The organism is Bremerella alba (assembly GCF_013618625.1).
GTDB lineage: Bacteria > Planctomycetota > Planctomycetia > Pirellulales > Pirellulaceae > Bremerella > Bremerella alba.
The window spans coordinates 69,601-95,085 of record NZ_JABRWO010000011.1; the positions used below are offsets into that span (position 1 = coordinate 69,601).

The following is a 25,485-nucleotide window of genomic DNA, read 5'->3' on the forward strand; positions in this document are numbered from 1 at the left end:
CAAAAGATTCAGGGAAGTAACACCATGGCTCCTCTAGAAGTTCGCCGCACTCTGGTCGACTCCTTGCAGCTTGACCTAATTGGGCCGACCGGGCCGCTCGGCGATCATAAAGAACTGCTCCCACAGTCACCTTCCCGTTGGTATTTGACCGGCTTTCTGGTACCGACCGATGCGGACGAAGAGCAGCGATGCGATCCAACCAGCAATGATGAGTTGGATCAGGCTGCTGAACCAGCAGGGATAGACGACAGTGACTCGCCGGAAAAACCTGCGGCGCGGCGATCCTATTTGCCAAGCAGCATGGGCATCAGCGTTCTTGTCTCCAAATCAGTCACTGAGCTGGGAGCTGTCGTACGGTACGGGGAATACTTACGCGTCGAGCATGACGAAGGCTACTCAGGGCCACAGCAATGGCAACGCGTGCCCAAAGAAGAAATCGTACCTGTCAAAATCGGCACGAAGGTGCCAGACCATGGGGTGATCCCTGTTCCAAATAGCCGCGGGGTCGAGTTGGTTTGGTCAGTTCGGGGAGTCCCTGATTCCAACCTTGATGGTGGACTCCCCAATGGGACGAGGAGCCTGTCGATATTTGTCGTCAATCGCCGAAAAGCGGCTCCCGATGAAACTCGTGATGAAGGATTTATCTTCCAGGTCGAACTCGTACTTGGTAGCACGGAATCGTTTGTCGCCCGACCGAACCTCCGCAGCCTGGAAAGTGATGACTGGGACGAACGGGTTGCGGATCTGCAATACCGAGAATCATACGAATTTGCTGTAGGGCACAGCGTAGCTACTGACAGCGTTGTCGAAGAGGGCCACTGTCGGACTGTCAGGACGAGTTGGCTCCCTACGGCAGAAGTAGAAAAAGTCGCTCCCTCGAAGATTACCGGGGTGACGCTAGAAATGGAGTCACTTGCCGCCCTGCAAGATGGAACTGACGCTCAGAATCAACTCGGGACGTTCGTCAGCAATTACAAGACTTGGATTGACCAGCAAAGAGGATCACTGTCGGGTTTATCGCAACACCGCCGAGATACTGCTGAGGAACTCTTGCATCGGGCGAATATCGCTGCCAATCGAATCCAGTCTGGAATCGACCTGCTGGCTGATCCCCAGTGCCTGGATGCGTTTCGGCTCGCCAACAAGGCAATGGCCGCCCAGGGACGTCGTCGCCTGGCCTTGCAACTTGGCAAAAAGCCTGAAGAGATCGTTCCAGCATGGCGGCCATTTCAGCTGGCATTCATTCTGATGAACCTGAAGGGGATTGCTGATCCCAAGAGCAATGATCGAGAACTGGTCGACCTGCTGTTCTTTCCAACCGGTGGTGGTAAGACGGAAGCGTATCTCGGACTGGCTGCGTTTACGTTGGTCTTGAGAAGGCTGCGGAATCCAGGCCTGACGTCGGCCGGCCTAAGCGTGTTGATGCGATATACGCTGCGTCTTTTGACACTGGATCAGCTGGGAAGAGCCGCAGCCCTAGTATGTGCCCTGGAGCTTGAGCGTCAGCAAGACGTCCAAAAGCTTGGTGAGTGGCCATTCGAGATCGGGTTGTGGGTTGGAATGGCAGCGACTCCAAATCGTATGGGCAGGAAGGGAGACACGGATTCCCATTCCGCTCGACGCAAGACGATCGCTTTCAAGAACGATGATCGCAAGCCATCCCCAATTCCGCTGGAAGAATGCCCGTGGTGCGGCGAGAAATTCAAGGCCAACTCATTTCAGCTGTTACCCAGTACCGATGACCCGACCGATCTTCGCGTCACGTGCGCAAATCGACACTGTGACTTCTCACGGGGCAATAGCCTGCCGATTCTCTCTGTCGATGAGCCAATCTATCGCCGCCTACCTTGCTTTCTAATTGCGACGGTCGACAAGTTTGCCGCCATGCCCTGGACGGGCGAGGTCGGCGGGTTCTTTGGACGCGTCGATCGCGTCGACTCAGAAGGGTTTTATGGACCATGCAATCCTTCTGCCGGACGCCCTTTGCCAGTCGATCGACTGCCACCGATGGACCTGGTGATTCAAGACGAGTTGCACTTGATTTCAGGACCGCTGGGAACGATGGTTGGGCTTTATGAATCGGCATTGGATGAATTATCGTCGAAGGATGTAGATGGTAAGAGCGTTCGTCCAAAGATAATTGCTTCGACTGCCACGGTACGACGAGCCCAGAGTCAGATCCGTGCGTTGTTCAATCGGCGAGACGTCGATGTGTTCCCGCCGCCAGGACCAGACATTCGAGATTCCTTCTTTGCACGTACGCACACCACGCAGGAAAGCAATGCCCGTCAGTACGTGGGAATTGCGGCGCAAGGCCGAAGCCCCAAGGTGATTATGTTGCGTGTGTACCTGGCCCTGCTGGGTACCGCCCAGAAAGCTTACGACGAAGCCGGTGGACGCAAAGTCGAAAGCAATCCGGCTGATCCCTACATGACCCTACTTGGCTACTTTAATAGCTTGCGAGAACTAGGTGGCGCACGTCGGTTAATTGAGGACGAAGTCCGCACCCAGCTGATAGCTCGTGGTTCTCGCAGGCGTATCGGTGAGGTAGACGGACTGTTCAAGGACCGCACAATCGCCTACGAGCCGGTTGAACTTACCAGCCGAGTTACGACCGACAAGGTTTCCGAGGCCAAACGTCGCCTTGAACAGCAATTCAAAGAAAAGGAACACGTCGACGTGGCGATCGCCACGAACATGATTTCGGTCGGTCTCGATATTACACGGCTGGGCCTTATGGTTTGCTTCGGCCAGCCTAAAACCAGTTCCGAGTACATCCAAGCAACTAGCCGCGTGGGACGCGATGACCAGCGACCTGGTCTCGTCGTTACGATTCTAAACATCCATCGGCCGCGGGATCGTTCACACTACGAGCGTTATGCTGCCTTCCACGAATCTTTCTATCGGAGCGTAGAGGCGACCAGCGTGACACCATTCTCACCACGAGCGCTCGATCGTGGCCTTGCAGGCACGTTGATCTCGCTGATTCGGCAAGGGCACTTGCCGATGACGCCACCTCGGGGAGCCACGGAGATACTGAGCGAACTTCCTCGACTTGCATTTGCCGTGAGGCTACTCGCAGAACGTGCATTCGAGACACAGTCGCGCGACACGAGCCAACAAATAACGGATGCCAGGGAACTGCGTATGAAAGTCGAGGCACGCTGCAAGGACCTCCTCGACGAATGGGAAAAGATTGCGAAGGAACAACACGACGCAGGAGGTGCCTTGCAATACCAAACAGAAGCGGGAAATGCCCAACGTTTGTTGTACGAGTTTCTAAATCCTGAATTGAAGACGCTTCCGCCTAGGCACAAAAAGTTTCGAGCCAATCGTTCGATGCGGGACGTTGAACCAAGCGTCAATCTGTGGCTCAAGACGATCGACGGCGTAGAAATTGACAGTGAGGAGGAAGACACATGAGTCGTCGACCAGGAAGCCGGCCGCATGGCCAAGTCAGACGAAGCCAGCTGATCACATCATTCGGACCAGGCTCCATGATGGACCTGCCCAACCATTCTGTTCTGATTGGCGGCCTAGATTCTTGGACGTCCGGTGGCGATGAGATTATCGAGCCACGCCTCGTGGATAAGCTAAAGGACCTTTTCGATCCTCCGCTTCAGGATCTAAAGCTTTTCGCTCCTCCCCCTGACAATGATGATCCGACCGGTCCTCAAACTGGAATAACGGCGTGGCAGTTCCCAGAGTGGTTCATAACTCAGGATGTTGATAGCGAACCGCGCAGTGGCGTCGTACGTTCGCGGATGCTGGTAAATCGCCGAAGATTATCCAATGGCAAGTTCATCGACGACAATCGAAAGAAACGTAGCGTCGTTCCGGTTCGCTTCGTACGAGCGTGCCGAAATGGGCACATAGGCGACATCGATTGGTTCAGCTTTGTACATGGTGGCCATACGGAGTGTCGACGCCAAATGTGGATCGAGGAGCGGGGCACTAGCGGTGATCTGGCTGAAGTCTGGGTACGATGCGAGTGCGGGCGAGGTGAACGCAGCATGGCACAGGCCGCTGAGTCGCCGCAAACCTTGGGACGATGCGATGGCTACAGACCATGGCTCGGTCCCTTCGACAACGAACAGTGCGGAGAACCGAATCGGTTACTGATTCGCACCGCCAGTAACGCGTATTTCCCTCAACTCATGAGTGTAATTTCCTTACCCGACCGCAATGAAACGTTGCGCGAAGCCGTCGAGGCTGTATGGGATTTCATCGGTGAAGTGGAGGATGCCGGCGAAGTTAAATACGAACGCAAAAAGGCGAAGGTCAGTGCTGCGCTCGATGGCTTTAAGGATGAAGAAGTGTTTGCCGAGATAAAGGTCCGTAGAGGTCAATCCGCGGGAGCCGGCAAGTCCATTAAGCAAGCCGAGATGGAAACACTGATGGCGAGCAAGGACGCGATCGGTGATGATAAACCGGACGGCAATTTCTTTGCTCGCAACCTCCCACAAAACGAGTGGGATATGCCCTGGATGAACCAAGTGGAACGCGTCGTACTCGTCCACCGCCTACGCGAGGTCATGGCTCAGGTTGGCTTCACGCGATTTGAAGCTGTGTCACCGGATATCGACGGAGAACTGGAGATGGGCGTTCGCCGTGCATCACTGGCCAGGGAGATTTCCTGGCTACCTGCCATTGAGAACCGAGGTGAAGGCGTTTTTATTCAATTTCGTAAGGACGCGGTTGAGCAATGGGTGGCTCGCAAAGATGTGATTGCCCGAGGGAAGCGACTCCTGGCGGGATACGAAGCATGGAAGGGAGAGCACTCTGGAGCAAGCAAGAAATTCGTGGAAGCAGGTGGCATGCTTCCGTACATATTGTTTCACTCGTTCTCGCACCTGCTTGTTACCGCCGTCTCGCTGGAATGTGGATACCCGGCTAGTTCGATCCGCGAACGCATCTATACGATTCCTGAAGTTGGATATGGCGTCCTCCTATATACTGGTACATCGGATGCAGAGGGGACGTTGGGCGGTCTCGTGCAAGTTGGACGGCGAATCCATGAACACATCCGCAACGCGTTGAAGATGGGTGAGCTTTGCTCGAATGACCCGGTTTGTGCGCAGCACGAGCCTGCGAATCAACATGAACGCCGTTTTTTGCACGGCGCGGCTTGCCACGGGTGCCTACTGATATCAGAGACCTCTTGCGAACAACACAATGAGTTCCTCGACCGGGCTCTGGTTGTTCCAACCGTAGATCATCTCGGAGTCGAATTCTTTGGTTCGGCAGGGCTATGAACGGCTGTCTGGAGAAACTCAGCAATAGCGATCTGCAAACCCTAGTGTCGGCACTGCGATCGGAGCGACTTGCTCCGCCGTATACGGCACTACAGGTCGCCCGATTCGTGCCGGCGTCCGTAGTCGATTCGACGCGCTCATCGTTGGCGGAATTGGTAGAACAGGGTTTCTCAGAAAAGCAAATCGCAACGGCAATCGAATTGATCGTGGAAGATCGCTTGGGACGCCAAGGTTCAAAACCTCCGATCGACCTGGTAACGTCCGGCCCAGAGGCTCCCGGAATAACGAACCGCGATACGTCGGTAGTCGTCCGCGAGTTATTCTCCCATGCCAATGATTCTGTAATCGTCATTGGATATGCCGTTTATCAGGGACAGCAAGTCTTCGAGGCACTTGCTCGTCGTATGGAACAGATTCCTTCACTTCATGTCCAATTCTTCCTAAACGTTCCGCGAACTGACGCAGATACAACTTCCTCAGAGATCCTAATTGCAAGGTTTAAGCAGCGATTCAAGGATAAACACTGGCCTACAGGTTGCCGGCTTCCTGAAGTCTACTATGACCCGAGATCAGTTGCGGACGATGTCCCCGTTCGCTCCTCGCTACACGCCAAATGTATCGTGGTCGATTCAAGGAAAGTATTTGTCTCGTCTGCAAACTTCACAGAGGCCGGTCAAGAGCGAAATATTGAAGTCGGACTTCGGATTGATAGTAAGTGGCTTGCTGGTCAAATTACGAATCACTTTCGGCAATTGTTTAACCACGGATTCGCGAAACGCGCGTTCTAAACGTGCTGGCTTCGGTTTCATGCCTACGGCGACACCGCAAACCTTTGCCTGGAGATGGCAGGTCATGTTTCGTATGCTAATACCTTTCGATAACTTCAATGTAATCAATTCAACGCCCTGTCTGATCAACAACTGGCAGGCAAACTGACAATCGATAATCAGGCAGCAAGGTTGTGGCGCACATCGTTTTTGGGTGGGAGTTGGGCGGAGGCTATGGGCACTTGGGGCCGTTTCGTCCAGTGGCCGAGCGTTTGATGGCGTCCGGGCATCGCATCACGTTGATCGTGAAGGACCTTGCTCGGGCGGGCGCGGCGTTCGGCGATCTGGACGTTCAGCTTTATCAGGCACCAGTGAAGATTGGCAAAGCGATTCCCCACACCCCTTCCCCGGCCACGTTCGGGCATTTGTTGCAGAATGTGGGGTTTGGTGATCCAGAGGAACTGAGAGCGATGGTCCAGGCCTGGCGGAATCTTTATCACTTGATTCGCCCCGACTGCCTCGTCCTCGATCACGCTCCGACGGGCATTCTCGCCTCACGCGGGCTCTCGATTCCCTCCTTTACCATCGGCACCGGATTCTTCTGTCCCGTCGATGAATTCCCCCTGCGAGAAATGGCTCCCTGGCGGCCGTTGCCGAAGGAAGACCGAGCGAGTAACGAACTAAAGTTTGTCAACCGGATCAATGGCATTCTGCAAAGCAATCAACAGCCCAAAATCGACCGGATCGGCCAGATCTATTCCGACGTCACGGCCAACTTATTAACTACGTTCCAGGAACTCGATCACTATCCGCACCGCCAGGGCGGCGAGTACCTGGGGGCTTGGTCAGCGAAGAAGCAGATTCGCGGGGGGGACTCAGCTGAAACTCTTTGGCCAGACGGCGAAGGGCTGAAGGTTTATGCCTATCTGAAACCGTTTCGGGCGATCAAGGATTTGCTGCGGTGGTTGGGGGGCCAGGGATGCTCGACGCTTGTTGTTGGCGATGGTCTGAATACGGCGGAACTAGGCCAGTCGCTGCCACCCAATGTTCGTCTGGCGGATCGCCATTTCGATCTGGCCACCGTAGTCAAGTCGTGCGACCTCGCGATCATGAACGGAAATCACGGAACCTGCTGTGAGTTCCTCCTGGCCGGGCGGCCGGTGTTTCATATCCCTCTCACATTTGAACAGGCCGTCTTCAGCCGTCGAACGCATGAACTAGGCGTTTCACTCGATGCTGTGCCCAATCAAACTCAGCAAGTCATTCAACAGTTATCGGCGATGATGAAGTCCTGCTCGTTTCGTGATCAGGCCGAGACATTCGCGGCGCAGTACGCGGAGTTTGAGCCTGAACAGGCAATGGAGCGATGTACAGGCATTATCAAGCAGTTCCTCTAACGTTTTGGTGGTAATAGACTCGTGAGCTCTCCTCGGCGATTGATTCCAGCAATGTGCTTTGAGCCGATCTTTGGCCCCCTGACCGGTAAGCGGGTTGGGCTGGTCGATGGCGTCGCTCAGAATGTGGGGGACTGCCTGATCTACGCAGCGACGCGGCAGTTGCTCGACTACTTCCAAATCAACTGGCGAGCAGTCGAACCAGGTGAATCCGCGGAAATCGATACCCTGCTTCTATTCGGCGGAGGTAACCTGGGGAGCAATTATCATGGAGAAGTGCGACGACGCCAGACGGCACTGGCCACCGGGTTGCCTGCGATCATTCTTCCTCAGTCGGCGTACTCCCACGAACCGGTTGGTAGCGCCACCGTCTACCTGCGGGAACGATCCGGCCTGAAGTTCTATCCCCAAGCTCGTATCGCCCCTGACTTGGCCCTCGGCTATCAGCACATCCCACACAAGCCCACCAAGCTAGGCGGGCTATTCCTGCGCAAGGACGGCGAAGGGCGATTTCTCGGCTCAAAGTATCAAAGCCGAAGCCTGGGCGATCCAATTCAATTCGCCAAGTCTTCTAACGAGTACGTGCGATTTGCAGGTCAATTTGAGCATGTAGTCACCGACCGTCTGCATTTCGCGATCGCCGCCATGATGAATCAGGTACCGACCGTCTTGCTTGAGAATCAGACGCCTAAGAATCGTGGGATGTGGGAGTGTTGGCTGAGGGATTTGGGATGCGGCTGGACAGATGCTCCAGATGGTGATGAATTGTTGTTTTAGAGCCAGGTGCTTTTTTGTACAATAAGTTGCGGGCTGTGATTCGTATCCCTCTCACGTTCGAAGAGGCCGTCTTCAGCCGTCGAACGCATGAGCTAAGCGTTTCGCTCGATGCTGCGCTGGAATGCCCCAAAAACCTAGCCCACCGTTGTGAGCGTTCGGTTTGCAGGTCAATTCCAGCGGTGCATGCCCAGGAAGACCTGGCCGGGGCGAAAGAGAAGGCGGAACTGGTCACCGAGAAGCTAACCACGCTGAGGCGCGGAGCGGCCGCCAAATGCTTCCGGGAAGACGTGAGTGAAACGTTGGCCTACATGGCCTTCCCCCGCGAGCACTGGACGCGTCTACGCAGCAACAACATGCTGGAGCGGATAATGAAAGAGATTCGCAGGCGTACACGCGTCGTGGGAGCGTTCCCCGATGTTGGGCCCGGCTGCGTCACATCGCATGCACCAAGTGAGGCACGCGACGTTACCTGGACATGGACCGGCTCGACGAACCGCAGGAGGCGGGAGAAGCTTTAACGTGAAAATCTTTTTTGTCGCGAGCGACAAAAAAGATTCCAGCGTCAGGAGGCTAAATCAAATGTGCACATCTGACGGACACTACCTTCGATGCCGACATCGATCGCCAACGAAGCCAAGTTGAAACCGTCATGAGCATGATCAAACGTAGGCTAGGCATCTGCGTCCGAGTCAAAACAGAACAAATCCGCAACAAAGAAATACACCTGGTGGTGCTGACGCGAAATGTTATGGTTCACTGGTAGACTTGAGTATTCGACAGAACCGCCCCGTCGACTTTTCTTTGCCAGAAAATCACTTTAGATCAAAATGCTCCATGATCCTGCTGGTTACCAACTCTAATGGCACTTTATCCTCGTAGAGAGGATCTTTGTCATTCATGTGTAGTCGCAAGTAAACTGTTTGATCATCGCAATGTCCAATTTGACCATCTATTTCTTGGGACTCAATTTCTACAAACCAATCCAAGCTGTCCAAGACGACTAACTCGGTGGTAACCAATGGAAATAAGGTCCGAATTCGTTCAGTAGCATTTCGAACAACGCGAAGTGCAAGATCCGGTGAGTCGCCTACCTCTTGATAGTTTTCCCGCCAATCGGGATCATTGAGTGCCTGAAAAACGGGATGGTCATCAAGGGTATTCCAGGTAGAAGAGTCAAAAACATTCACTTAATTCACCACTACTGACTTGAATGTACCATCCAGGCTATATAGCCACGTCACCCAACCATCTCGAACGCGTATTACATCACCAAACCGGTTGTCTGGAATAATGTCAAACCCTTTATTTGCATAGGCAACTTCTGCATTTTGTTGGATTCGAGCAAGGACGCTTGGGTCCGTCTTTCTGCCAATTTGATTAGGGATTTCCGCCAGGTCTGGGTACTGGTTTTTTAGTGCGGTAATTTTGGTTATCTTCCTGCCGGCTAACTCACTGTAATAATCCCCGGAGTGAATCTTCCTATGGAAGTCATCGGCAAAATTGACTCCACCATTGTTAAACGCTTGAATATATTTGTTGGCCGTAGGGAGGTCAGAGATTCCGTCTTTGACAACATTCCCGGCGTCGTCCAGTATATCGAACGTTCCATTCGCATTCGGCTTTACGGAATAACTGTTATGGACCCAAACGGCGAAGCCCCAGTCGTCGCCACCAATGAAATAGGTGTGATCTTCTGCCACTCGTAAATTGTAAACCTTTTTCTGATGCTCCGTAACTGTAACTGATTCGACAAGCGATGAATCCTCACTTAACCCAGCAAGTCGATCGCCAGGTTCCAACTGATGTCCGGGTTTCCAGCCATCTCCGACGACATAAAACGGGTGTTCAGAAGTCGTCTCGATCAAATGACCGTTTACTCTTAGTTCCAGGATTGTGCCAGCGAGCTCAAATACTCTTTCGATATAGCTTTCTCGTATATTTGCAGATGGATCATCCTCAGGTCTTGTCCAAATTACATCACCAACTTTCAGATTCTCGATGTTCTTGGAACCGTTTGGAGTACAGACTGGCGTGCCAGCTACAAAGCAAGTTGGGAGTTGTCCAGCGACGACGTCGAGGGCATTTTCCGTAGACTTTGCCGTGGACGTTACAGCATTGGGGACTTGTTTTGCCTGGGTTTCTACGACCTCCCCCACTGTGTCGATACTGTCTGTCACTAGTTCATTAGCAGCACGGGTACTACCTGACGCTGCACCGGCGATCTCGTCCGAAGACCTTGCAACTCTCCCGACAACACCACCAAAGTTGGGCAGAAATCCTGCTGTCAAGATGTTTACGCCAAGGCTTCCTGCAGCAACCGTACGCTCAAATGTGGTGGAGTCGGGGTGTGCCATTACGTAAATATCGGAGACTTCGCCTACGACAGGCACGACGCCGACAGCAGCGATCGCAAATGGACTTTGTCCGAAACTATGAACCGCCCCTTTTATTGGATCATCAAAAGCATTGCCAATCCCATTTCCATTGTAGGTAACTTTGTCTTCGCGGATCAGTTGATTTAGCCGTTTCGCTTGCTCCTTTATATCTGTAGCGGTTTTAGTCGTGTTATGGAATTGAGGCGAAGTATGCGTTGTCTCAATGTAGGTATCGAGAAGAATCGTCTTTATTTGAGGATGAGAATCGATCTGCAAATCAACTGACTGGCGAGGACCGCCAACCTCGATTGACCATCCGTGGTCTACGATTGCCTTAAGACGTTCAAGGCTTCTGAGTCCATGGTTTTGAGCGAATGTCCGTCCCAACTCAGGGCCCAGAAGTTCTATTGCAAATCCAGTAAGTTCGATATTTCTTGCTACCTCTGAGGACACTCCTTCTGAGGTCTTGATCTCTTCTCGCGAACTCTTGTTGAGAATCTGTGGTGCATTGGCTGGGCCTTGGACAGGTGTTGGAGGACTGACCCCTTCCGAGGCGGCGACAGCCTCGCTAGGCTGTTCTTGTTCACGGGCCTGACCTGTACTTTCAACGGCCAATTCTCTTGCCTGCATCTCTTGCAAGTTGCGATTTATCTGCGCCTCCGATTGGGCGAGCAATTGAGCAGCTTCGGCGGCTGCCATGTCGATCGTACTTTCGGTATCCGCGTCGGCTTGAGCACTGGCCCAGTCTTCGTAGCCCGCCCAAATGGCATCGGCTGCTGCGTGACGGGCTGCTTCCTGAGCGAGGAGCCGAACCGACCATGGATCGGTATTGTTTGAAAGCTCAGCGATTAACGCAGATTCGCTGGCGGAAGCTTGCTGCTGGGCAAAGCTTTTTCTTAAGGAAGCAATGTCTTGCGTCAGTTGAGACTCGTTGCCTGACGTAACATTGGCATGGGTCGTGGCCGCACCAAAGACACTCTGAACAGCTTGCTGGGAAGCCTGGCCAACATTGTTTTGATGGGTCGTGAGTTCCCGAGCTAATTGTGTCGCTTGATTACCCTCGAGGGAAAAGACGCTGGAAATATAGGATTGACTTAGTTGAGCAAGGGTTGCCTCGCGGTCTGAAGACGCGGCAGAAATCGCTGAATCGCGTGCGGTTTCATCGTTATCATTTTCAAATTGTCGTTGCGCCGTCTGAACAGCAATTTGAAAGTCCTTCTCGGCCTCAGCAGCGGACTGTTGAAACGAGCCAATCGCTTGTGCCAACTGAGAGCCCGAAGTACCAAGGCTATCGGCGATTGCAGACTGTTTTGCATGCTCGCTATTCGCCAAAGCGATGGAGAAAGAATACTCAGCTTGTGAAGTCGTTTGGGAAGCCGCTCCGGCTGCCGACTGATTCGCTTGTGCGGTAGATGTCGCCGCAATTGTCGCGTCTGCGTAGAGTTGGTTTTGTAGAGATGTCAACGCGTTTGTCGCATTGACTTGGGCATTCGCTCTGTCAACCAAAGTCTGAGTGTACGGCAACGACAATTCGGAATGGATTCCCGCGACTGCCGTTTGCTGGCTGCTGGCCTGCTGCGAGATGAATATTCCGAACGAAGCAACTTCAGCACTAGCATAGTTCATCTCTTCGGTCATAGCGGCGAGATTAGATGAATTGAGGTTAGAGTACAGACCGATCTCCAAATCCTTCCTTTTACCAGCGACATTCGTTGCAAACATCTTACTGGCAGTCGCGTTGCTCTTGAGTAGGCCTGTTTTTGCCGACACACTTGTTGAATTGAAATCGCCAAGTTTACCACTGACGGTAGTCGACCATGTTAGGCTAGCCTCTGCAGTATTCGTTATTTGAGCTAAATCGGCGTTCAACAATGCCGAATCAAAGTTGGATTCCGCGGATGGATTCTCATCGAATGTTTCGGCTTGGAACGTTTTCCATGCTGTAGCAACGTCAATAAGGTATTGCCCATAGTCTTCAGCCATCGTCGTACCGATGCTGCTGTTCGCCTCGGCACGACCGTTCTCAAAGGTTCCTCGCGCAGAAAGCAAGCTTTCGACATAGCTGGAACTTTTTGCCTGGACCGCTGACTCAAGTTGGCTACTTGCTGATCGTACAGATCCATCGTACGAATCCGATAAGTTCGATACCGATGTTTGTAGAGAAGCACTGAGGTTAACGTTTGCTAGTTCGTTGTTCGTTTGAGCGGTAACAATGCCCTGTACTCGCTGGAGCGCAATTGACTCATTGGCAGCAATAAACGCCGCATTACCTTGAGCTAAAGCGTTCTCAATACTTGCACGGGCACCTGGATTGGCTGATAGGTAGGCGTCGCTCTTGGCTAACTGGGTATTTGACGTCGCAATATGTTCCGTAAACTGAGCAGTGGTGGTGTTGGCGGCGTAGGCGAGAATGGCTGGCTGTCTTGCGGTTAGCCGGCCTATCTCTGCGTTGTTGCTAGCCAGAGAATAGGTCTCTAAAGTGTTCTGTAGTCCAGAAGCCTGCTGGGATTCAGCAGATTTAACTTTGCCCAAAGTTGCAGAAGAGGCAGAGTTAACGCGCTGTAAAGCAGTCGAAGCTGCTTGGTTCATGGCAGAAACCAAACCCGTTTCGACCTGCCCCACCGCCGATGCACGTGTGGTCAATGCTCCCTGGTATGCCGTTGCATAGCTGACAACTGCATTACCGACCGCTTCGATCTGTGTCTGGCCATTCGTCTTGTAGGCATTTTCGTGGGCAGTGTCGGCGGATTCCTTGCTTGAGTTGAACTGTTGATCGGCGTCTGTCTCTGAGGTGCCGTTGTGGACGGCCAGATCACGAGCCTTCTTAAAAGGAGCAACCGTCGTCACCCAGATGTGGTCAGCATCGGCGTTGGACTTTGCAGCGGTGGCCTCTGCTTGGACCTGCGCTACCATGGCGTCCAGGTAGGCCAGGTATTCGGCGTGGGCGAATTCGGACTCGGCGTCGCCGGCCCCTTTTTCGGCATCGATGCTGGCGGCGGATGCCGCCGTGGCGTAGGCGGATGAGGAGGCGATTTGGCCCTGGGCCATCGACTGGGCGGCGCTGGCCAGGCCGCTGACGTAGGTGTTGGCGGTGGAGCCCATGCCCGAGACGAGGGCCGTGATCGCCGCGTTCATGGCGGTGCTGTAGCCCTCGCTGCTGGCGTTACTGGCCTGGACGAGGTTCTGTTCGGCCTGGGCGTTGAGGATCGCCCCGGCGGATGCTCCGGCGTTGGTCAACTGATTGACGAAATCCGTAAAGAAGCCGAGGGAAAAGTTGTTCTGGTTGACGAGTACATCTTGGTTATGGGTGTTCTGAGCGGGGGTGATGTCATCGTACAGGTCGGTCTCGGCCTGTTGACTGTCGACGGTGTAGTTCTTTTCGGCATTGGCCGCGGCATTGGCGGCCGTCTTGGAATGCCCGATTAGCTTACCGCCAAGCGATTTGATGATGCCTGCCATAGACTCGCGGAGCGAATCGGAGTTGCTCTTGCCATCGGAGGCATACTGCGTGGCCTCGGTCTTGTAGCTATTGGCCAGGGCAACGTTGGCATCCTCGACGGCGTGAACGTGGTCCTTGGTGGCCGAAGACGCGGTGATGGAGTAGTCCTCTTTGGCGTCGAGATCGTTCTCGAACTGGGTGGCAACCGCATCAGCGACGGTTTCCGAGGGTGGATTGCCAGGGACTTGATACACCCATTCAAGATTTAAAAGTTTCGGTGATAATGCATTTTGTAGGACGCTCTTGTGGTACTCAATGCTTGCGGCTTGTTGAGCTGAATCTAGGGCTGCCTGGGCGTCGTTTAATGCCTTGTCGTGAGTTGCTTGATGATCGATCATTTTCGTCGCAAAGCTGGCGGCCAACCTGCGTGCTGCCGAATTGCTTTCTCGGCTTGCCTCCCTTGCTTCTGAGTTTGCGTTGGAAACATCAGATTCAGAGCTTTCCGCGCGAGTCTTTTCAGCATCGGCGATCGCATTGGAGAGTGTTTCAGCAAAGCCTGCCAGTTGGTTCATCAAGCCGTCAATAGCGGAATCGACGCTATCAGCGATGTTGGTTTCGTATGAGTCTAAGTTATCGAGCTGCATCTGAGACCAGGCACTATTGTGCTGCTGGTTAAATGCCTCCAAGTCTGACCGATGCGCGGTCATTCGATTCGATCGGAAGCTCTCTTGCAGTGATATCAACTCCGATTGATGAGACACATCTAGGCCGGCTTGATTGATTGAGAGCGTATGTTTAACGTTCACTTCCGCCAATCTGTGGTTTAGTTGCAGCTGCTGGACTGACTTTTCTGTTTCTGAATCTACTTCCTCATTTGACTCAGCTTCATTGTTTTGAGCTGACAAAACACTTTTCTGGTAATCGGATGTGATGTCGATGACTTTGTTTTGATAGTTTGCCAGCAAGGCGTAGTAGCCCTGTGTGGAATCGCCTTCACCGGAAGAGCTGCTTCCGTTGTAATAGTCCAACATGGCGTCTAGCTCCGCGACGTCGGCATCGGTCTTTGCCGATTCGATTCCCCCCAAGTACCTCACAGAGATTGCGTAAAACTCACCCATTCCATCCCAAGTTGAGCAACCCATGTAACCATTGCCGCCGGGAGATTCAGGGATCTCGGGGGCATATGTGTTTTCGCAAAGGTAGCTGTTTTGCGCTTGGTCAGAATCGAATTGAGAGCGATCTCGCTGCTCCTGAGCATATAGAGAAATGCGATCGAGGACATGGTCTAGATTGGCATCCTCTAATGCGAGTTCATAGTCCCGATAGAGCTTAATCTCTGAGGTTCGAAATTCCTCATTCGCATTGATGAGGTCAATGATCGCGTCCTTCATGTCGTCGTTCGACTCGTTGGACGTCGTATCTCTTGAAGCGGACTGTTCTGCTAGGCCTGCTTGACGCAAGTTCGTGATTTCCGCATTTGTTGTCGCCTTTGAGAGTGAGGATGCATTTTGGTACTGCTGTACTTCGGCTCGTAATTGCGTGTTATAACTTGCTTCTTGCTGAGCTTGTCCTGCTTGGTAACTTGCTTGAAGTGAGCCATCGGCTGTCGTTTGAATCAAGATAGCGTTAACTCTAGCGCTGGAAGCGGATGATTGCGCGTCGTGCTGGGCGTCATTTAATGCTGACTGATATTGAATCGTCGCATCTATTTTCTCCGATGAAGTTGTAATCTCGTTTTGAAGCTGAGTACGTGCGACGGCATTCTCCATATCTGTCTGTGCTGACGTAGCAGAAAATTCCGATTCAACTTTGCGAATCTCTTCTTCGGCCTGTGACTTGATCAACTTCTGATCAAGTTTGGCCTTGTGGCGAATTAAGTCCTTCTTCAGCTCATGTCGTTTGCGAGCGATTTCATTTTGAAACTCCTCCAGCTCGTCGATAAATGACAGCCGCAACTGATTTGCTCGCGAGTCTAGGTCTTTCCAAAATGTGACTCGCATTGAACTAAGGATATCTGGATCTGTCTCGGAGCCGGCGACGGCATTGTACGATGCCAAGGCTTCATTCCACTCGTCTTGGAAGATCGGATCCACAAAGTTGTAAAGTGCGACGAAGTACAACTTGTCGTAAAGTGAATCGTCTTCCACTAAATGAGGAAACTCTGTAAGGGTATTTTGGTAGTTCCAGGCAGAATCTTCATCGGGTGAAAAATAGCCGTATTCGTCAATTGCATTTGTGGCCGCACTTTCGTGTTGGAATTCGGAGATCGCATCGGCCTTTTCCGGATTGGATTCACTTTCATTGGCCTTTTGCTGAATCTTGCCGTCTCTCAAGGCTTCGTTGAGAGCAACACGTGAAGAAGTAATTACCGTAGCTAATCCGTTGGCAGCTTGCTGTTGGATAGTGGTCTCTGCCTGTTTTAGAACACGGAAGCTCTCTTTTGTCTCAAGGATGCGATTTGTGTTCTGATTTGCGAGTGCCTCTTTGACCAAGGGATCTTGGTCGACTTCGTAGTAGTACGGCTTCGGTTCCGAGCCATAAGTTGGTGCTGTCGGCATCTCGGAATTGGCTGGGACATTCGCACTGGCGAATTGAATCGCATCAGGCACCGAGAAGCCGTTGAACTCAAACTGGGTCTTATCCCCAGTAAAATTCGCCATGTCGATCTGGAACTGGGCGTTGGCTGCCGCTTGAGCCGCGAGTAGTTGTGCCTTGGCCTGCGATAAGACTGAATCAAACTGGCTGTCGGCTGATTGGATGGCGTCATCGTAGGAGCCTGTCGCTGTTGCGATGGCCGAATCGTAGCTGTCAACCGCACCGGCGATACGTGACGAATAGTCGATCGAGATGTTGTCTAAGGCAGATTGGTAATCGACCTGGATTTGGTCGAATGCGGATTGGTAGTTAAAGATTGAACTAGCCAGGTCTTGGGCTTCCGTGCTATCAGGCATGTCGGAGACAACGAACTCCATCGTTCTCCATTCCCCGCCGCCAGCGATTCGGGCTTGAATACTCTGGTAGCCGGATTCGAGATTCGAGGGCAGGTACTGGAACATTCCGCCGGACTGGGACGTGGTGGTTCCGTCGATGATACCGTCGCCATCGTGATCGAATTCAATCGTGATATTGCCTGTCCCCAGGCCGCCAGAAAGCATTCCGCTCAATGTAGCATCTGCCGTGGACAAGTCCCCATCGCTCAAGCCTGTATCGTTTAACAGCCCCAAGGCATCGACGCCGCTTTGATTGGTCAGGGAGATTGCTTCCAGCTCAAAATTGAACGCGGTCCAGTCGCTATAGAGAGCGACGTTTTGTTCATTGTACTCTTTGACGCGAAGCTTCAGAGTGTGCTCGCCAGGCGTCAGGCCGACAACGTCTAATTGAAATTCACCATCCACGTTCGTCGTCGCAGTCTGGTCGAAGATGCCATCACCGTTGATATCGACCTGGACCTGAAGACCATCGAGAGCACCGTCATTGGTGATCCGACCGCGAATGGATGAATCGGTAGTGATCAAGTCGTCGGAAAGTTCGCCGGTATCGTTTACCAGAGACACATCAACAAGTTCCGCGGCCTCATTCAGATCAGGGGCGAAGTCAAAGGTCAGAGACTGCCAGCTTCCTATCAGCTCACTGCCAGTCTCCCAATCGAATTCACGCGTTCGCATATCTAGCGATACGGAGCCTGCGGCCGGGGTGGGCAATTGATACTCGAAGCGACCGCGTTGATCCGTTTGAGCATAGGCATCGGTGGTCCCATCGCCATCGGTGTCAATCTCGATGGTGATCCCGGCCAGTTGACTTTCATTACGGATTTGCCCCTGAATCAGGGTACTCGCTGAAGTAAGTGTGCCATTTATGTCTTCGGCACCAGATACGCCTAGGGCAATGATTTCGGCTGCCGAGTTGACCTGATCTTCATAAACAATCGTTATGCTGGTCCAACCACTGGTCAGGTACGTGCCGGCATAGTGGTCCCACTCTTTGACCCGAGCCTGGAACGTATGCGTGCCGAAGTCAAGCAAATAAGGATCTACATAGAAATTCCCAACTGAATCCGTGAATACACGATCGTCTGCCGTTCCATCGTTATCTTGGTCAAATTCAATTTCCAGGCCGGAAACACCTTCGACATTTGCGACAGTGCCCACCAAGGAAGCATTGGCGGTCGTGTTGTCGCTGCTGGATGTACCAGTATCGCTTAACAGTCCTAAAGACGTGATAGCTGCAACGTCGTTGACAGGCTGCGCGATCGTGAATGTGGTGGGTTCCCAAGTGCCATAGATGAATGCTTGTGCGTAGTAGTCCCACTCTCGCACGCGAGCATTGATGGTGTGCGTTCCCTGGCCCACTCCGAGCGGAACGTAGACGAACTCGCCGTTCTCTTCAGCTGTTGTGCGACCGTCAACGACTCCGTCGCCGTCGTGGTCGAATTCGACACTCATGTAGCTGACACCCTCATCGTTCGAGATGAGGCCAGCGACAGCTGGATCGGTCGAAATGCCGTCAGCGGGATCGACGCCGTTGTCATTAAAGAGCCTAAACTCGGCGATAGTTGCGGGCGTGTTCACGGGGATGAATTTTTCGATAGAGATCGAAGTCCAGGTTCCTCCCACAAAATCTTGATCGTTATCACTCCAGACAGTTACTCGGGCACGGATAGTATGATTGCCTGCTGCAAGGCCAGGAGGAAGATACGTGAAGGTCCCATCGGTCTGGATTTCGGCTAATCCATCGATGATATCGTCGCCGTCGTGATCGAACTCAACGAATTCGCCTCCGACGGGTAGCCCTGCGATGAAGGACAGCCTTCCGGTCAGCGTTGTGTCCTCAGTGACTTGGTCCGTGTTGCTTGAGCCTGTGTCGTTTGCCAGGCGAAGCTGTTCTACTTCGGGAATCGGAGCGGATGCGAACTCGAAAGTGTAAGATTTCCAAGTTCCGTAGACGTTTTGGCCAGTACGCCAGTCGATTCGTACGCTTCGTGCTTGAATCGTATTGCTGCCGTCGGACAAGCCCTTCGGGGCATAGGTGAACGCACCATTTTCATCAGTAAAGACAGAAACATCGGCGTTTCCATCGCCATCTAGATCCACCTCAATCTCCAGATAGGCCAGATCGCTGATGATTTGCAAGGAATCAATCGGGAGATCGGATTCTTCCGTTCCTTCTTCAATAGTTTCTTCAACGACTGGTTCCAACAGGTTGCCCACTAGGACGGGACTTGAGGTGACATACGGGCTTCCGTCCGGCTCATCGTCCAAGGCCTCTTCCAGCAGCCAGAAGTTCTCGATCTCTGGTGCAGCATCAGGTTCGAGTGTAAAGGCAAAATCATTCCAGGGACCTGCGACAAACGTCGCGGATTCCGAGTCCCAGTGTCGTGTTCGGTGGCCAATCGTAATCGCACCGTAGGCGGTCAGAAGCGGAACGGTCGACCAGTTTCCTTCTTCATCGGCGAACACCGTTTCGTCGGCGACGTCGTCGCCGTTCAGGTCGAGTTCTACCTGGGCGTAAGGATGGTTGGCGACGGTTCCTTCCAGTTCAGCATCAGTGGTGACCTTGTCCGAGGTGTTGGTACCGGTATCGTTAACTAGCCCGATTGACGAGGTGACGAAACTGGCATTCGGAGCGACGATGTCGTAGGCAAACGAATCCCATGCTAGATAGGTCGTCACAATGTCCAGATCGTCGATCAAGGCCGATCGGTATCGTAGCGTTAGTGCTCCGTAGTAGTCTTCAAGCGTTTCATCTGTCGTGCGAGGATCGTAGACAAAGTAGTCGACGGGAATCGTTTCCGGTCGCTCAAGAATCTCCGTGCCTTCGGCGATGCCATCATTGTTGTGATCAAATTCGACGACGACCTGGTAATCCTGGTTCACGCCATAGACTTCGCCCACGACACCCGCATTTGAAGTGATCTTGTCGGAAGAGCTTCCAGTGTCATTCACCAGTTCCACGTCGCGGATTTGACCAACGAATGACGTGGCTTCCGCTTCGATCACAATACTCAAAGTCGTTTCCACGTACTGACTGTTGCCGTCGGTCGCTCGCAGTGTCAGGTTGACAGTTCCTGTCGTATCTGCAGTAAAGTCCAGACGCAACTCACCCCCGGTGATTGTTGTGGCAGCGAGTGCGGAGTTGTCGTTCGCCTCAACGGAATATGCAACCGTGTCTTGTGACCAGGGGACATCGGGGTCCTGCAAGATATTCGTCAGGTCGACGAGCGAATAGAGAACGCCTTCGGAATAGGTCAACGTAAGCGGATCGACCAGGACTTGCGGTAAGTCGTCAACCGGAGTCAATGTGAAGTCGAAAGTATCGGATATCAAGTTGCCTGCAGTATCCGTCGCCGTGACGGTAATTGAGGAAACTCCGGAGGCATCAGAAATGGGGGTCAAAGTCAGCTGATCATCGATTAATTCGACCGAGACGATCTCGTCGCCCGCCAACGAAAACGAATACGTGAGCGAGTCACCGGTAATGGCGATGTCTGCGTCCGAGAAAACGGAGCTCAGATCGAGGAGCACAGGCACGCCATCCTCGGTGAAGGCCATATCGCTTATGGCATTTCCGACGGTGGGTGCCTGCTCTTGATAGGCGACGCTCATATCGAAGACGTGGTCGACATACGCACCTGCTGCATCCGTGGCTCGAATCGTGAGCGTAGAATCACCGTATTGATCGGTCAGAGGTGTCAGAGTCAAGACGCCTTCGCTAACTGACGCACTGACAACCGTAGCGTTCGTATTGTCGGCGACAGAATAGGTAAGACTATCGCCGGTCGTGTCCAAATCCTTGTCCGTGAAGACGGTACCAAGATCAAACGTGAGCGGGTCACCATTCATGACGCTCGCTTGATCGCTGATTGGCGAAACGACCTCAGGCGCGTCGTTAATGGCATTCACAATGATCGTGAACGTCTCATCCACGAACTCCGTAAATTCATCGGTCGCACGGACTGTCAGGGTGGCCTGGCCTGCAACCCCAGGGGCAGGCGTTAGGATTAGATTGCCTTGTGAGATATAAGCATCAATGATGCTGAGCTTATCTGCCTCCAAGTCGTTGTCGTTTTGGCGTAGCTGATAAGTGAGAGAGTCTGAAAGATTGATAAGATCCGAATCGCCGAAGACGGTCGAAAGGTCAACTGAAATCGTCGAGAAGTCTTCGTCGACATTCATGTTGGCGATTGGAGAGACAACCGTCGGCACTGCATTGGTACGGGTGATCACAACTCGGAAGGTATCTTCGGTCGTCAACCCTTGAGAATCGGTTCCCGTCACTGTGATTTCGGCCGTGCCGAATTGGTCAGCTAATAGTGTGACGGTCAATTCGCTGCCAGTAACCGACGTTGCGACGAGGTCGCCGTCAGGCGTTGTGGCGGAATAAGTCAGGCTATCGTCAACATCGGTTAGAAATTCAGATAAATCGACGACGACAGGATCGTCGTTCATCGTCGCGAACAAGTCTGGAACCAAACCACTTCGCTCGGGGGAGTCATTGACCGGTGTGACGTTCAGTAAGAAGGAATCGCTGACTTGCAGTCCTTCGGAGTCGGTGGCCGTAACGGTGACCGTAGCAGTGCCGTTTTGATCAGGATTGGGCGCGATACGTAGCTCACTGCCGACAATGGTTATGCTTGCCAAATCCGTATCGGACGACACGACGGAATAAGTAAGTACATCACCATAGATTAGGTTGGCATCGTCGAAGACATTACCTAATTCAACAACGGTTGTCGCCGAATCCTCATCGATAGTTAGGTCTGCCAGTGGGGAGGCAACGGTCGGAGCCTCGTTCGGGGGCAAATAGTCTAGGATGTGACCTTCCCCGACTGCGCCCAGCAGATTGGCACCGCTGACATTGGACAGTTGTACGGAGAAGAGCTCTTCCGATTCAGAGTCTGTATCGGAAAGAATGGGTACTTCTATCGTCTTGGTCGTTTCACCGGGCAGGAACGTGAGCGTACCTGATACGTGGGTATAGTCCACACCTGCGGTTGCGGTGTTCGCGATCGTCGCGTAATCGACGCTGATTGTGGCGCTGGAAGTATCGGAGAGGGTGACCGTGAAGGTGGCTGTATTCCCTTCCTGGGTGTACTGATCATTGATGCTCATATCTGGTACGTGAGCAACGACATCGCCAGTTACGTCAAAGCTAAAGGGAGATTCGTCCGAATCATTGGACGTGAACTGGATGGCACCGCTGAAATCGCCAAGAGTAGTCGAGGCGAGCTTCAAGACCAGGGTGGTTGAACTGCCCGATGCAACCGAACTGGCTGGCAGGGTTACGACCTGGTACCCACTCGGAACTTGAATCGATCCCGTATCCAGCGTAAGCGTCTGTGTGCCGTCGTTACGGATTTCGATGGTTCGCGTTGCGAATTCATGTTCCGAGACGTTGCCGAAATCAACCTTGGAATTTCCAGATTGGAGCGAAGAACCACTCTCTAGCACGGTAAGTTCAGGTGCGCTGACCACATTGGCAACGGCAGTGACATCGAACGAGAACGTTCCTTCATCGATATCGTTGTTGAGGAACGAGACAGTCCCGGAACTGGTCCCGGCAGCGGTAGCCAGGAAGCGAAGTGTAAAGCTCGTCGAGTTGCCAGGAGTCACAGTGGTTGAGAAGTTCTGGGTGACCTGCCATCCTGATGGGACCGCCATGCTCGAAGAGTTCAGTGTTAAATCATCGTCCCCATCGTTGTGAATGGTGAAGACTTGATCGATTGGCGTACCGACATCGGTCGAACCAAAGTCAACCGTTGAGACATCGTCGGTAACGGACGCCTGTAATTCATCCAGAACCGTAATTTCCGGTTCACCACCATATTCATCAACGACACCAGAGACAATAAAATCAAATGGATCCTCGTCACTATCATTGGTCTCAAAGCTTATAGATCCTCCGTAGTTACCGGGATTGGCTGCCGCCAACCGAAGTTGAAAGGTCGTGCTTTGCCCGGGAGACAAAGTGGTCGTGCCGAAGCCGGAATAGACACCAAAGCCAATCGGAAGAATGATGTTGCCCAACGTAAGCGGGGCGTCTCCATCATTTGTTACACGAAAGGTCTGCGTGACGGGATTTCCTACATCTGTTGTACCAAACGCGAAACTTCCAGATCCATCGACGATTGAGTTGCCACCGTATTCATCATCGTACACCGTGATTTCCGGTGACCCTCCGTACCCATCGTCGATGTTGAGTTCCAGTTGGTAATCGAACGAAGATCCCCCGTAGCCGGAACCACCGTAGCCCGAATCGTACGAGTCATTCCCGTCCGAAGAGATACCCAAATAGTAGATACCGCCGTAGGCCGACGTGTACTCCAGAACCGGGTCGCCACCATAACCAGAGTCGGGATCATTCGCCTCGTAGTAGTAGGAATCCGCCACTTCGCCGCCATAGCTGTCGAATAGTCGGAGATGAGAGTAGCCGCCGTAACTCCAGTTTGTCCCATCGTCCAACACGTAGCTATCGATGTCGGCCGAAAGGGTCTCGCCGGCGGCCAGTGTGATCTGGAACATGTCCACGTCGGCCGTGCCGTAGGAGCCATCGCCAATCTTCGAATCGATCTGGGTCTGAACGCCTGGAGTCAGGCTGACCGACTGGGCCGTACTGCGCGTATCGCCGATATCGGAGGACGATGTCACGCTCCCGCTCAAGTCGAAATTGAACGGGTTCTCGTCGGAGTCATTGGTGCTAAAGGCGACACTGCCATTGAACGCACCCGCGCTGTCGGCATCGAAGCGGATCGTAAAGGTCGTGTACGCACCGGGTGCCAACGACGTGGAGCCGAAAGACGAATCAACGCTGAACGACGATGTGGTGGTGATTGAACCAAGCGTTAGCGTGTCAGTTCCACTGTTCTTCACGCGGAAAGTACGAGTTAGATCAGTGCCCAGGTCGGTTGTTCCAAAGGCATAGCTGCCGTAGTCATCTAAGATGACACTACCACCATACTGGTCGTTATTGACGTCGATCTCGGGAGATCCGGTGAAAGCATCTTCGATGTTCAATTCCAACTGGTAGTCGAAGGACGACCCGCTATAGCCGGAACCACCGTAATCAGGGTCATAGAAGTCGTTGCCATCGGTGGAGACGCCCAGGTAATACGTCCCGCCGTAGGCTGAGGTGTACTCCATGAATGGATCACCACCGTAGCCCGAGTCGGGGTCGTTGGTCTCGTAGTAGTACGAGTCAGCCACCTCTCCGCCGTAGCTATCGAACAGTCGGAGATGGGAGTAGCCCCCGTAACTCCAGTTTGTCCCGTCGTCCAGCACGTAGCTGTCGATGTCGGCCGAAAGGGTCTCGCCAGCGTTAAGCGTGACCTGGAACATGTCCACATCGGCCGTACCATAGGCACCGTCGCCAATCTTCGAATCGATCTGAGTCTGCGTGCCAGGCGTCAGGCCAACCGACTGGGCCGTGCCACGCGTGTCGCCGATATCCGAGGATGTGACCGTACCACTCAGGTCGAAGTTGAACGGGTTCTCGTCACTGTCGTTGGTGCTGAAGCTGATCGTTCCGTTGAACGTTCCCACGCTGTCAGCATCGAAGCGGATCGTGAAAGTTGCTTCGTCACCGGGTCCCAGGGAAGTAGAGCTGAAGGACGAATCGACGCTGAACGAAGAGGTCGTACTGATCGAACCGAGGGTCAGTGTGTCAGTTCCGCTGTTGGTAACACGGAAGGTGCGGGTAAGATCGGTCCCCAGGTCGGTCGTCCCAAAGGCGTAGCTACCATAGTCATCGAGAATGATGCTGCCGCCATACTGGTCGTTGTAAACGTCGATCTCCGGAGCGCCGCCGTACCCATCGTCAACGTTGAGTTCCAGCTGGTAGTCGAAGGCGGATCCGCCATAGCCGGACCCGCCGTAGGACGAATCGTACGCATCGTTGCCATCGGAGGAGACACCCAGGTAGTACGTACCACCGTAGGCCGAGGTGTACTCCAGAACGGGATCACCACCGTAGCCGGAGTCGGGATCGTTCGTCTCGTAGTAGTACGAGTCGGCCACTTCGCCGCCGTAGCTATCGAACAGTCGCAGGTGGGAGTAGCCCCCGTAACTCCAGTTCGTACCATCGTCCAGGACGTAGCTGTCGATATCGGCGGACAAGGTCTCGCCTGGTGCCAAGGTGATCTGGAACATGTCCACATCGGCCGTGCCGTAGGCGCCGTCACCGATATAGCCTTCGATGACAAACTCCGTGCTTGTAGCAATGTTCGCTGCCTGTGCGGAACTTATCGTATCGTTGTTCTCTTGGGAGAGGATGTCTGCGGCGAGCAGCTTTCGTACTTCCAAGGTTTCGATCGAGCAGTTCCGATTTTTCCGGCGATTTTGGCGTTGAGCCTTCTTGCGACTGGATTGAGCACTGGTCTTGAGAGAAGATTTTCGTGGACCGCGCGCAGACATATTTTCACCGCTTCGTGCGAGGTTGCATGAAAAGTAAGGGGGCTTTGCTAAGCCCAAGAGAAGGGCCATCCAA

7 protein-coding genes and 1 pseudogene are annotated in these 25,485 nt (G+C 53.2%); 6 read left to right on the forward strand and 2 right to left on the reverse strand.

Features of this window, described 5'->3' with window-relative positions; translation table 11 throughout:
* Window positions 1–24: 24 nt before the first annotated feature.
* The 6 genes and pseudogenes from drmA to HOV93_RS26480 form a co-directional block, all read left to right on the forward strand.
* On the forward strand, window positions 25–3,423 hold the full coding sequence (drmA, locus tag HOV93_RS18855) for a DISARM system helicase DrmA (protein ID WP_207398088.1): 3,399 nt from the start codon (window positions 25–27) through the stop codon (window positions 3,421–3,423).
* The gene (gene drmB, locus HOV93_RS18860; RefSeq protein WP_207398089.1) at window positions 3,420–5,255 is read left to right on the forward strand and encodes a DUF1998 domain-containing protein; all 1,836 of its coding nucleotides are present in this window, start codon (window positions 3,420–3,422) and stop codon (window positions 5,253–5,255) included. The genes drmA and drmB overlap by 4 nt, the downstream gene beginning before the upstream one ends.
* Window positions 5,252–6,043, forward strand: a complete 792-nt coding sequence (gene drmC / locus HOV93_RS18865; RefSeq protein WP_207398090.1) for a DISARM system phospholipase D-like protein DrmC — start codon at window positions 5,252–5,254, stop codon at window positions 6,041–6,043. Before drmB ends, drmC begins: the two co-directional genes overlap by 4 nt.
* Before the next feature lie 173 nt (window positions 6,044–6,216).
* Window positions 6,217–7,419, forward strand: a complete 1,203-nt coding sequence (locus HOV93_RS18870) for a glycosyltransferase (RefSeq protein ID WP_207398091.1) — start codon at window positions 6,217–6,219, stop codon at window positions 7,417–7,419.
* 21 nt (window positions 7,420–7,440) lie between these two features.
* Window positions 7,441–8,193: a polysaccharide pyruvyl transferase family protein gene (locus tag HOV93_RS18875; protein WP_207398092.1), complete on the forward strand. Its 753-nt coding sequence runs from the start codon at window positions 7,441–7,443 to the stop codon at window positions 8,191–8,193.
* Between the two features lie 173 nt (window positions 8,194–8,366).
* Window positions 8,367–8,647, forward strand: a pseudogene (locus HOV93_RS26480) (transposase); the annotation flags it as partial.
* A 358-nt stretch (window positions 8,648–9,005) separates the two neighbouring features.
* Here HOV93_RS26480 and HOV93_RS18885 read toward each other — a convergent pair.
* Both HOV93_RS18885 and HOV93_RS18890 read right to left on the reverse strand, forming a co-directional pair.
* Window positions 9,006–9,380, reverse strand: coding sequence for a hypothetical protein (locus HOV93_RS18885; protein ID WP_207398093.1), 375 nt, complete (start codon window positions 9,378–9,380; stop codon window positions 9,006–9,008).
* On the reverse strand, window positions 9,381–25,301 hold the full coding sequence (locus HOV93_RS18890; protein WP_207398094.1) for a choice-of-anchor D domain-containing protein: 15,921 nt from the start codon (window positions 25,299–25,301) through the stop codon (window positions 9,381–9,383). It abuts the gene before it with no gap.
* Window positions 25,302–25,485 lie beyond the last annotated feature (184 nt).

Excerpts from the sequence above, each read along its gene's own strand:
- drmA (WP_207398088.1), top strand. The coding sequence starts at position 25 with ATGGCTCCTCTAGAAGTTCGCCGCACTCTGGTCGACTCCTTGCAGCTT.
- drmC (WP_207398090.1), top strand. The coding sequence starts at position 5,252 with ATGAACGGCTGTCTGGAGAAACTCAGCAATAGCGATCTGCAAACCCTA.
- drmB (WP_207398089.1), top strand. The coding sequence starts at position 3,420 with ATGAGTCGTCGACCAGGAAGCCGGCCGCATGGCCAAGTCAGACGAAGC.